Source organism: Umezawaea beigongshangensis (assembly GCF_016464305.1).
Lineage (GTDB): Bacteria > Actinomycetota > Actinomycetes > Mycobacteriales > Pseudonocardiaceae > Umezawaea_A > Umezawaea_A beigongshangensis.
The window spans coordinates 165206-175180 of sequence record NZ_JAEIOJ010000008.1 but is presented as its reverse complement, the minus strand read 5'-3'; the positions used below and the strand labels follow the sequence as shown (position 1 = coordinate 175180).

General features: G+C 74.1%; 12 protein-coding genes. 6 read left to right on the top strand and 6 right to left on the bottom strand.

From position 1 onward, the window contains the following. Positions 1 to 108: 108 nt before the first annotated feature. Together IMZ35_RS20565 and IMZ35_RS20560 are read right to left on the bottom strand one after the other, a co-directional pair. Complete coding sequence (locus tag IMZ35_RS20565) at positions 109 to 1794, bottom strand: protein kinase domain-containing protein (protein ID WP_199442762.1); 1686 nt, start codon at positions 1792 to 1794, stop codon at positions 109 to 111. Between the two features lie 155 nt (positions 1795 to 1949). Further along, a complete protein-coding gene (locus IMZ35_RS20560; protein ID WP_199442761.1) occupies positions 1950 to 2438 on the bottom strand; it encodes a MarR family winged helix-turn-helix transcriptional regulator in 489 nt (162 codons plus the stop codon). A 63-nt stretch (positions 2439 to 2501) separates the two neighbouring features. Between IMZ35_RS20560 and IMZ35_RS20555 the strand changes: the two genes are divergently transcribed. Further along, positions 2502 to 2912 carry a DUF5313 family protein gene (locus IMZ35_RS20555; RefSeq protein ID WP_307868487.1) on the top strand — a complete coding sequence of 137 codons (411 nt, stop codon included), beginning with the start codon at positions 2502 to 2504 and terminating at the stop codon, positions 2910 to 2912. A 67-nt stretch (positions 2913 to 2979) separates the two neighbouring features. Here IMZ35_RS20555 and IMZ35_RS20550 read toward each other — a convergent pair whose 3' ends face one another. Together IMZ35_RS20550 and IMZ35_RS20545 are read right to left on the bottom strand one after the other, a co-directional pair. Further along, positions 2980 to 3192, bottom strand: a complete 213-nt coding sequence (locus tag IMZ35_RS20550) for a DUF3072 domain-containing protein (protein WP_307868485.1) — start codon at positions 3190 to 3192, stop codon at positions 2980 to 2982. A gap of 76 nt (positions 3193 to 3268) precedes the next feature. Further along, positions 3269 to 3754 carry an Lrp/AsnC family transcriptional regulator gene (locus IMZ35_RS20545; RefSeq protein ID WP_199442760.1) on the bottom strand — a complete coding sequence of 162 codons (486 nt, stop codon included), beginning with the start codon at positions 3752 to 3754 and terminating at the stop codon, positions 3269 to 3271. A 120-nt stretch (positions 3755 to 3874) separates the two neighbouring features. Between IMZ35_RS20545 and pdhA the strand changes: the two genes are divergently transcribed. From pdhA to IMZ35_RS20525, 4 genes are all read left to right on the top strand, one after another. Beyond that, positions 3875 to 4978 (top strand): pyruvate dehydrogenase (acetyl-transferring) E1 component subunit alpha, encoded by a 1104-nt coding sequence (gene pdhA / locus IMZ35_RS20540; protein ID WP_307868482.1) that lies wholly within the window; start codon positions 3875 to 3877, stop codon positions 4976 to 4978. 8 nt (positions 4979 to 4986) lie between these two features. Then, complete coding sequence (locus IMZ35_RS20535; protein WP_199442913.1) at positions 4987 to 5976, top strand: alpha-ketoacid dehydrogenase subunit beta; 990 nt, start codon at positions 4987 to 4989, stop codon at positions 5974 to 5976. Further along, on the top strand, positions 5969 to 7186 hold the full coding sequence (locus tag IMZ35_RS20530) for a dihydrolipoamide acetyltransferase family protein (RefSeq protein WP_199442759.1): 1218 nt from the start codon (positions 5969 to 5971) through the stop codon (positions 7184 to 7186). The genes IMZ35_RS20535 and IMZ35_RS20530 overlap by 8 nt, the downstream gene beginning before the upstream one ends. A gap of 78 nt (positions 7187 to 7264) precedes the next feature. Beyond that, complete coding sequence (locus tag IMZ35_RS20525) at positions 7265 to 7909, top strand: TVP38/TMEM64 family protein (RefSeq protein WP_199442758.1); 645 nt, start codon at positions 7265 to 7267, stop codon at positions 7907 to 7909. On the opposite strand, the gene IMZ35_RS20520 is transcribed toward IMZ35_RS20525, so the two are convergent. Continuing rightward, on the bottom strand, positions 7899 to 8960 hold the full coding sequence (locus IMZ35_RS20520; protein ID WP_229372788.1) for a Glu/Leu/Phe/Val dehydrogenase dimerization domain-containing protein: 1062 nt from the start codon (positions 8958 to 8960) through the stop codon (positions 7899 to 7901). The genes IMZ35_RS20525 and IMZ35_RS20520 overlap by 11 nt on opposite strands. A 109-nt stretch (positions 8961 to 9069) precedes the next feature. On the opposite strand from IMZ35_RS20520, the gene IMZ35_RS20515 reads away from it, so the two are divergent. After that, positions 9070 to 9531 carry an Lrp/AsnC family transcriptional regulator gene (locus tag IMZ35_RS20515; RefSeq protein ID WP_199442757.1) on the top strand — a complete coding sequence of 154 codons (462 nt, stop codon included), beginning with the start codon at positions 9070 to 9072 and terminating at the stop codon, positions 9529 to 9531. 115 nt (positions 9532 to 9646) lie between these two features. Here IMZ35_RS20515 and IMZ35_RS20510 read toward each other — a convergent pair whose 3' ends face one another. Then, positions 9647 to 9961: an STAS domain-containing protein gene (locus tag IMZ35_RS20510; protein ID WP_199442756.1), complete on the bottom strand. Its 315-nt coding sequence runs from the start codon at positions 9959 to 9961 to the stop codon at positions 9647 to 9649. Positions 9962 to 9975: the final 14 nt, after the last annotated feature.

The window sequence follows — 9975 nt, the reverse complement described above, 5'->3', positions numbered from 1 at the left end:
GGTGGCCGGGGCACCCCGGGGCCGCCCCCGGCCCCCGCGGGTGGGCGTCCCCACCCCGGTCCGGGGGGGGGGGGGGGGGGCGGCCGCGCCCCCCCCCCCACCCCCACCTCAGAACGGGTTCTGCGTGTTGATGAGCCAGCCGTCGCCGTTGGGCACGAGCGAGTAGACCTGCGACTCCGTCTGCGTGGTGCCGTCCTGGAGCGTGTAGACGATCGTGGCCGACACCCGGTTCTCGCCCTGGCTGGTCACGTTCGTCGCCTGCACGGCCGAGTAGGTGTTCCAGAACGCCTCGTAGTTGGCGTAGGACGGCGCGAGGGCCGCCTTGAACGACGGGCTCAGCTTGTCGTAGGTCCCCGGCTTGTCGGCGATGAGCCCGGCGAAGTAGTCCGTGATGAACTGCTCCGGCGTCCGCGGCTGCGCGGCGGGCTGCTCCGTGGTCGTCGGCGGGGGCTCGGACGTGGTGACCGGCTCGGTGGTGGTCGGCACGGTCGTCGGCTGCTCCGTCGTCGTCGGCTGCTCCGACGTCACCGGCTGCTGTCCCTGCTCCTGCTGCGTCGTCGTGCTGCTCGTCGGCGGGGTGCCCGCGTTGCCGTCGCTGTTCCCCGCGGTCGTCAGCGCGACGACACCGGCGATCACGATCAGCACCACGACGACACCGAGCCCCACGAAGATCAGTCTCTTGCGGCGCTCGTCCTCCTCGGCGGTCCGCGCGGGCCGGGGCGGGGTCGACGCGGCGGCCGGCGGGGCCGCCGCGGGCTCCGGCTTCGTCTCCGCGACCGGTGCGGCGACCGGTGCAGCGGCGGGAGTCGCGGACGGCTCGGGTTTCGACGCGGGTTCGGGCTCCGCCACCGGCTCGGCGACGCGCGTCGCGGCCACCGGCGCCACGTCGACCGCCGTGGGCTTCTCGGCCTTCTTCTCGACGGGCTGCTGCACCGGCTGGGCGACGAAGGACGTCGGCTCCTCGGCCTCGCGCGCCTGCCGCGCCACCGACGCCAGCGCCTCGGCGGCCTCCGCCATCGTGGGCCGGTCCGTCGGGGCGTCCCGGAGCATCGTCAGCAGCAGGTCGGTGAGCAGGCCCGCCTTCTGCGGCGGACGCACCCTGCCCTCCGCGACGCGGTGCAGCAGTGCGATGGTGTTGTCCGCCACGCCGAACGGGGGAGTGCCCTCGACCGCGGTGTAGAGCGTCGCGCCGAGGGAGAACACGTCGGAGGACTGCTCGGCGTCCTCACCGCGCGCCACCTCGGGGGAGAAGTAGGCGGGCGTGCCGACGGCGGTGCCCGTCGCGGTCGCGGTCACGTCGCCCGTGGCGCGGGAGATGCCGAAGTCGGTGATCTTCACCGCGCCGTTGTCGCTCAGCAGGATGTTGCCCGGCTTGACGTCGCGGTGCACGATGCCGACCTTGTGCGCCGCGGTGAGCGCCGACGCGACCTGGCTGCCGATCTCCGCGACCTCGTGCGGCGGCAGCGTCCCCATGTCGGTGAGCACCTGGGCGAGGCTGCGCGACGGCAGGTACTCCATGATCAGCCACGGCTGGCCGTCGTCGGTGACCGCGTCGTAGACGGTGATCGCGTTGGGGTGCTGCAACCGGGCCGCGATGCGCGCCTCGCGCATGGCACGCCGCTTCGCCTTGTCCGATTCGGACTCGTCGAACTTGTTGTGCAGCAACAGCTCCTTGACGGCGACGACGCGGTGGAGGCGTTCGTCCTGAGCGCGCCACACCACGCCCATCGCTCCGCCGCCGAGTCGTGCGGTCAATCGGTAGCGACCGGCGATCTGCCGGTTCTCCTCGGTCAACTGCTGCTCCCAGGACGACAACCCGGATTGCACACCGGTTCGTCGGTGATGCTACTGCTGCCCGGTGGGAGGCACCGACGGCAGTAGGCCATCGGAGCCGGACGCCTCGCGGCGCGACCCGTGTCGCGCGGACGACTCGGCATTCGGCCCAGTGGTCACTGCTCCGGTCGTCCCACGGCGAGGCCGGGACCGTCCGGCGGTCGGACCCGCCGCGCCGCCGCGGTGATCGTGCCGAGCGCCTCGTTCAGGCGTTGCAGCTCCTCCGGTTCCACGCCGAGCGCGGCGACGACCTTCGCCGGGACCTCCAGCGCCCGCCGCCGCAGCGCGGCGCCGGTGCCGGTGAGCGTCACGGCGAGCGCGCGTTCGTCGGAGCGGTCGCGCTGCCGCGACACGTACCCGGCGGCCTCCAGCCGCTTCAGCAGGGGCGACAGCGTGCCGGGGTCGAGGGCCAGGGTGGCGCTCAGCTCCTTGACCGACATCGGCGCCCGCTGCCACAGGGCCAGCATCACCAGGTACTGGGGGTGGGTCAGGCCCAGCGGTGCCAGGATCGGCCGGTACACCGCCACGACGCCCCGCGACGCGACGGACAGCGCGAAGCAGACCTGTCGCTCCAGCGCGAGGGGGTCGGCGGGCTCGGACGGCACGGCAGCTCCCGATGTACGATTGGTGCACCAAGCATTTGTGTGCACGATACCGGGGAGCGTCTGGTGAGCGAACTGCGGAGACCCGGTCCGGTCCGGTGGGTGTGGTACGCCTTCGGCGGTCGGCTCCCGGTGCGCCACCGGGACTGGGTCCACCACGACCTGACCACGCGCACCTGGTTCGCCCGCTTCCTGCTGCGGTCGCTGGTCCAGGTGACCCCGCTGGTCGTGGTGATCGCGCTGGGCCTCGCCCTCGGACTGGGAGCGCCGTGGCCCCTGGCGCTGGCCTCGTCCGCGCTCGGGTTCGTCGTCGGCGTCTACTACTCGCTGTCCTACGCGGTGGAGAGCACGGAGAACCGCATCAGCCGGTACGGCTACCCGCGCGGCGAGGCCGAGCGGACGCGCAGGGCCAGGCGGGCGGAGGCCGCGGGGGACGCCGCCGCCCGCTACGACGCCGTCCACCGCCGGACCCCGTGACGACGGAACCGCTGCGGGCGGTGCGGACGGGCCGGCGCGGTCGCGCCGTCCCGCCCACCGCCCGTGCTCAGGCTCCGCGGCCGGTGCGCTGCTGCAACTCGTCGATCAGCTGGGACGCCGACGCCTTGGTCAGCCCCTCGGGAACCTCGGTGCCCGCCTCCTGCGCGAGGGTGTGCAGGTAGGACTCCTGCGGACCCGTCATCGGCTCGTCGCCGGTCGTCCAGTCGCTCGGGTCCTTCTCCGGACTCGGCGTCACCGGCTGCTCGTTCGGAGTGGTCACGACGTCTCCCTTCACTCGAACAGGCGTTCGGGTACCCGTGCCCGTTCCCGGCAAACACGGCCCCGGCGAACCCCGGTCAGTCGGCTCCCGGCGCGTGGCGGACCGGTTCGTCCAGGATCAGCGTGGTGTGGCTGGACGTCACGTCCGGGATCGTCTGGAACGTGTTCAGCACCAGGTCGCGCAGCGCGGCGGCGTCGTGCGCGCGCACCAGGAGCACCAGGTCGTGCTCACCCGACACCAGCGCCGCGTGCCACACCTCGGGGATCGCCAGCACGCGCTCGCGCACGGTCTTCCACGAGTGCTGGCCGATCGTGAGGAACACGTAGGCGGAGATGCCGAAGCCGTAGCGCTCCGGGTCCACCAGCGCGGCGTAGCCGGTGATGACGCCGTCGCGGTGCAGCCGCTCCACCCGCGAGTACGCGCTGGCGCGGGAGATGTGCAGCCGACCGGCCAGCGCCCGCATCGACAACCGGCCGTCGGCCCGCAGCGCCTCGACGATGCGCCGGTCGGTGCCGTCCAGCCGTCCAGCGCCCACCGGTCCCGAGGGGGCGTCGCTGGCCATGTGGCGCAGCGTACCCGCGCCGGGCGGCCATTCGTCCGGGAAAGGTCCCGCGATCTAGAACATCGGCCCTCCGCCGTTGAACGATGACGTTCCCCACCAAGGACACCGGCTGGAGGACACGTGGCACGCACCGTTCTGCCCGAGCGTCAGCGTTCGCTGCTCCCCTCGGAATCCCCGCTCGCCCTGATCGACTCCACGGGCGTCCCCGTGCCCGACCCCGTCCTGGAGATGCCGCCGGACGAGGTGCTGCTGGAGCTGCACCGGCGGATCGTGATCGGCCGGCGCTTCGACACCCAGGCCACCGCCCTCACCCGGCAGGGACGCCTCGCGGTCTACCCGTCCTCGCGCGGACAGGAGGCGTGCGAGGTGGGCGCCGCTCTCGCCCTGCGCGAGCAGGACTGGCTGTTCCCCAGCTACCGCGACTGCGTCGCCCTGGTGGCCAGGGGCGTGGACCCGGTGGAGACCCTCACCCTGCTCCAGGGCGGCTGGCACTGCGGCTACGACCCGCACCGGCACCGCGTGGCCCCGCAGTGCACGCCGCTGGCGACCAACGCGCTGCACGCCGTCGGCCTCGCCCACGCCGCGCGGCTCAAGGACGAGGACACCGTCGCGCTCGTGCTCCTGGGCGACGGCGCGACCAGCGAGGGCGACGCCCACGAGGCGCTGAACTTCGCGGGCGTGTGGCGCGCTCCGGTGGTGTTCCTGGTGCAGAACAACGGCTACGCGATCAGCGTGCCGGTCAGCAAGCAGAACGCCGCTCCCTCGCTGGCGCACAAGGGCATCGGCTACGGCGTCCCGTCGCTGCTGATCGACGGCAACGACCCGGCCGCCGTGCACGCCGCCCTCACCGACGCGGTGGACGTGGCGGCCTCCGGCGGCGGCCCGACCCTGGTCGAGGCCCTGACCTACCGCGTCGAGGCGCACACCAACGCCGACGACGCCACCCGCTACCGCGAGTCCGACGAGGTGGCGGCCTGGCTCGCCCGCGACCCGCTCGACCGGCTGGAGACGTACCTCGCCGCCCGCGGCCTGCTCGACGAGCGCCGCCGCGCCGCGGTGACGGAGGAGGCCGAGGCGTTCGCCGCCTCCGTGCGCGAGCGGATGAACGCCGAGGTCGAGACCGACCCCGCCGAGCTGTTCGCCCACGTGCACGCGCGGCCGACCGCCGCGCTGCGCGAGCAGGCCACCCTGCTCGCCGCCGAGATCGCCGGGGGTGCCGCGTGAGCACCACCATGGCCGCCGCCCTGAACCGCGCGCTGGCGGACGCGCTGGACGCCGACGAGCGCGTGCTCGTCTTCGGCGAGGACGTCGGCCCGCTCGGCGGCGTCTTCCGCGTCACGGACGGCCTCGCCGCGCGCTTCGGCGAGCGCCGGGTGTTCGACACGCCGCTGGCCGAGTCCGGCATCGTCGGCACCGCCATCGGCATGGCCCTGAACGGGATGCGCCCGGTCGTGGAGATGCAGTTCGACGCGTTCGCCTACCCGGCGTTCGAGCAGATCACCAGCCACCTCGCGAAGATGCGCAACCGCACGCGCGGCGCGGTCGAGCTGCCCGTCGTCGTCCGCATCCCCTACGGCGGCGGCATCGGGGGAGTGGAGCACCACTGCGACTCCTCCGAGGCGTACTACACCCACACCCCCGGTCTGCGGGTCGTCACGCCCGGCACGCCGGACGACGCCTACGCGCTGCTGCGCGACGCCGTCGAGTGCCCGGACCCGGTGATCTTCCTGGAGCCCAAGCGGCACTACTGGACGCGCGGCGACGTGCCGCTGGGGCGCTCGTCGCTCGGGATGGACCGCGCGCTGGTCCGCCGGCCCGGCCGCGACGTCACGCTCATCGCCTACGGCTCGATGGTGTCGACCGCCCTGGAGACCGCCGAGGCCGCCGCCGAGGAGGGCTGGGACGTCGAGGTGGTCGACCTGCGCAGCCTCACCCCGTTCGACGACGCCACCGTCACCGAGTCGGTGCGCCGCACCGGCCGCGCCGTGGTGGTGCACGAGGCCAGCGGGTTCGGCGGCTACGGCGCCGAGGTGGCAGCCCGTCTCACCGAGCGCTGCTTCCACCACCTGCACGCGCCGATCCTGCGCGTCACGGGCTTCGACGTGCCCTACCCGCCGCCGATGCTGGAGGAGCACCACCTGCCGTCGGTGGACCGCGTCCTGGACGCCGTCGCCCGTCTGCAGTGGGACGACGAGGTCGTGAGGAGTGGTGTCGGTGCCTGACTTCCTGCTGCCCGACCTCGGCGAGGGGCTCACCGAGGCGGAGATCGTGACCTGGCTCGTCGGCGTGGGCGACACGATCGTCGTCGACCAGCCCGTGGTGGAGGTGGAGACGGCGAAGGCGACCGTGCAGGTGCCCTCGCCGTTCGCCGGGGTGGTGAGCGCGCTGCACGGCCGCGAGGGGCAGGCGCTGGCCGTGGGGTCGCCGCTGATCACCGTCGGCGGCAGCGGGTTCCGCGAGCCGGGGGTGGTCGTGCCCGACACCGCTGTGCCCGACGCCGCAGCGGCCGGGGAGGGCAGCGGCAACGTCCTCATCGGCTACGGCACGTCGGCGGCTCCCGCGCGCCGCCGGTCGCGCCGGCGTCCCGCCGCGGCTCCGGCCGCCGTCCCGTCGCCGTCCCCGTCTCCGGGGGTGATCTCGCCGATCGTGCGCAGGCTCGCCCGCGACCACGGCGTCGACCTGGCGACGATCACCGGCTCCGGTCCCGGCGGGATCGTGCGCCGACACGACGTCGAGGCCGCGATCGCCGCCCCGGCCGTCACCGGCTCCCGGCGGATTCCGCTCACCGGGGTGCGCGGAGCCGTCGCCGCGAAGCTGTCCCGCTCGCGCCGGGAGATCCCCGAGGCGACGGTCTGGGTCGACGTGGACGCCACCGACCTGCTCGCCGCCCGCGCCGCGCTGCCCGACGTGTCGCTGCTGTCGCTGCTGGCCCGGTTCGCCGTCCTGGGGCTGCGCCGCTTCCCCGAGCTGAACTCCCGCGTGGAGGGCGACGAGATCGTGGTGCTCGACGCCGTCCACCTCGGCTTCGCCGCGCAGACCGACCGCGGCCTCGTGGTGCCGGTGGTCCGCGACGCCCACACCCGCACCACGGCCGACCTGGCCGCGGCGCTGCGGGAGCGGACGGCGGCGGCCCGCGACGGGACGCTGACCCCGGCCGACCTGACCGGGGGCACGTTCACCCTGAACAACTACGGCGTCTTCGGCGTCGACGGGTCCGCCGCGATCATCAACCACCCCGAGGCGGCCATCCTCGGCGTGGGCCGGATCGTCGACCGCCCCTGGGCGGTGGACGGCCAGCTGGCGGTGCGCAAGGTCTGCCAGCTGACCCTGGCCTTCGACCACCGGGTCTGCGACGGCGGCACGGCCGGCGGCTTCCTCCGCTTCGTCGCCGACCAGGTGGAGTCCCCGATCAGAGCCCTGGCCCACCTCTGACCCGCGAGTTGAGCGTTCAGGCACGGCGAGTGGAGCGTTCGGACACCGCGAGTTGAGCGTTCACGTACGCTGACCTGCGTGTACGCGTGGGTCCGGGTCGGGGTGCTGGTGCTGCTGGTGGCCGGGGCAGGAGTCGCCGCGGTGCTCGGCGGGCTGCCCGACGCCGGGCGCGTCCAGGAGTGGATCGCGCCCGTCGGGCCGGTCCTGTTCGTGCCCGTGTGCGCGCTCGCGTGCCTCGTGCTCGTGCCGAAACCGCTGCTGAGCGTGCTCGCCGGGCTGCTCTACGGCCCGGCCGCCGGAGTGCCGGCGGCGTGGGCCGGGATCGTGCTCGGCGCGGTGCTGTCGTTCTGGCTCGCCCGGCTGCTGGGCCGCGACGCCCTCGCGCCGCTGCTCGCCGGAGGTCGCCTCGGCCGCCTGGAACGGGCGTACGCGCGGCGCGGGCTCGTGTCGGTGATCGTGTTCCGGCTGATCCCCCTCGTGCCGTTCGGACTGGTGAACCTCGGTTCCGGCGTCACGTCGCTGCGCGCCCGCGACTTCGTCCTGGGCACGGCGGTCGGCGTCCTGCCCGCCACGGCCCTGCACGTCGTGGTCGGCGCGGAGGCCACCGACACGACGTCGCCGCAGTTCCTCCTGGTCACGGCGGCGACCCTGCTGCTGGCCGTGGCGGGCGTCCTGGCCGCCCGCCGCCTCTCCCGACCGGCCGGGGACTCCGTCACGCGCTGACGTCGAGCAGCTCCCGCACCCGGCGGCGAGCCTCGTGCAGCGGGGGCACGTCCCGGCTCGCGGCGGCGGCCAGGACCTCCCCGAGCCGTCGCCCGATGTCGCGCACCAGGAGGTCCGCCTCGTCGGGAGAGGCGCCGTGCACCTCGCGGGAGACGGCGGAGACGATGCCACCGGCGCTGACCACGGTGTCCGGCGCCCAGCAGATCCCGCGGGCGTGCAGCAGGTCGGCGGTCGAGTCCGCGTCGAGCTGGTTGTTCGCCGCGCCGACGATCGCGCGGCACCGCAGGGCGGGCACGGTCTCCGGGGTGAGGAACCCGCCGACCGCGCAGGGCACGACCACGTCGACGTCGGCGGTCAACGCCTCGTCCGGCTCGTTCCACGTCGCGCCCCACCGCTCGGCCAGCGCGCGCCGGGAGGTGTCGACGTCGGTGACCACGAGTCGCGCGCCCGCCGCGGCCAGGTGCTCGCCGACCAGCGCGCCGACGTGCCCGAGCCCGAGCAGGGAGAAGCTCAGCGACTCCAGCGGCCGACCGCCCAGGACGTGCTCCCGCACGGCGTCGATCGAGGCGATCACCCCGGTCGCGGTCGGTCCGGACGAGTCGCCGCTGCCACCGGCCGACTCCGGCCGGCACAGCGCCCGCGAGGTGCCGCGACCGATCTCGATCATGTCCTGGGGTGCGGACCCGACGTCCGGCCCGGTCAGGTAGCCGCCGTCGAAGCTCTCGACCAGGTCGGCGACGTCGGCGAGCAGCTCACCGCGCCGCGGGCCGGTGAACTCCGCCGCGCTCCCGGCGTCGAGCGCCACGACGGTCTTGCCGCCGCCGTGCGCGAGCCCGGCCAGCGCCGCCTTCTCGGTCATCGCCGCCGACAGCCGCAGCGCGTCGGCCAGGCCGTCCTGCCAGGTCGGGTAGGACCTGATCCGGCAGCCGCCCAGCGCGGGACCGAGCCGGGTCGAGTCGATGCTGACGACGATCATCTGCCCGGTGCGGGCGCCGCGCTGGACCCGCACCGCCTCGGGGTGGGCCGACACGTGGTGGGCGTTCGGTGCCATAGTGGTGCTCCGTTCAGAAGTTCGGGACTCGCGGCGGAGTCTCGACGTTCTGAATCCGTGGCGGTATCCCTGCCGAACGATGTTCGGCAAGGGGAAGGAGTGGACCGGCGTGGACGAACTTGATTCGGCGATCCTGCGCGAACTGCAGGCGGACGCTCGGCTCACCAACCGGGAACTGGCCGCCCGCCTCGGCCTGGCGCCGTCGAGCTGCCTCGTGCGCACCAGGGCACTGCGGGAGCGCGGCGTCCTGACCGGCTTCCACGGCCAGGTCGACCTGGCCAAGATCGGCCGGAGCGTCCAGGCGCTGATCGCGTTCACCGTCCGCCCGCTGAGCCGCGACGTCATCCGGGGCTTCCAGACCTTCGCCCTCCAGCAGCCGGAGGTGATCGCCGTCTTCGTGCTCGGCGGCAGCGACGACTTCCTGGTGCACGTCGCCGTGCCCACGATCAGCGACATGCACGCGATGCTGGTGGACCGCTTCAGCAAGCGCAGGGAGGTGGTCGGGTTCCGCACCTCGATCGTCTACGAGCACGTGCGGCAGCTCTCGATCGACCCGGCTCCGGCCGACTGACCGAGCACGCGGGCCGCCCGCCCGAACGCCCGACCCGCCGGCGCGAGGAGGATGTCGGGCCCCGCGGCGGTGCGGCAGCACCGCCGGGCGTTCGCCCACCGGGGGCGAACCTCCTTCACGGCGCGTCGACGGCCCGCCAGGGGAAGCGGGTGAGCGTGAGCACGCGCCGCGCGTGCTTGCTCGGCGTGGTCAGCAGCACCCGGTGACCGGTGCGCGCGACCTGCGCCTCCAGGCGGCACACGAACCCCACGCCGATGCAGGAGAGCAGGGTCACGCCGGACAGGTCGATCACGACGTCGCTCGGCGGCCCGGCGCACACGGTGTCGTGAGCCGCGTCGAGCTGCGAGGTCAACGCGAGGTCCACATCACCCGTCAGCGCGACGCGCGGTGTCGCCCCGGTCATGGTGCAGCGCACCTGGTCGTTCCGCATCACACCGGCGTTCA

What these genes read in the sequence shown, in the direction of transcription:
- IMZ35_RS20535 (WP_199442913.1), top strand. Translation starts at nt 4,987, where the DNA reads ATGGCCGCCGCCCTGAACCGCGCGCTGGCGGACGCGCTGGACGCCGAC.
- IMZ35_RS20510 (WP_199442756.1), bottom strand. Translation starts at nt 9,961, where the DNA reads ATGCGGAACGACCAGGTGCGCTGCACCATGACCGGGGCGACACCGCGC.
- IMZ35_RS20520 (WP_229372788.1), bottom strand. Translation starts at nt 8,960, where the DNA reads ATGGCACCGAACGCCCACCACGTGTCGGCCCACCCCGAGGCGGTGCGG.
- IMZ35_RS20545 (WP_199442760.1), bottom strand. Translation starts at nt 3,754, where the DNA reads ATGGCCAGCGACGCCCCCTCGGGACCGGTGGGCGCTGGACGGCTGGAC.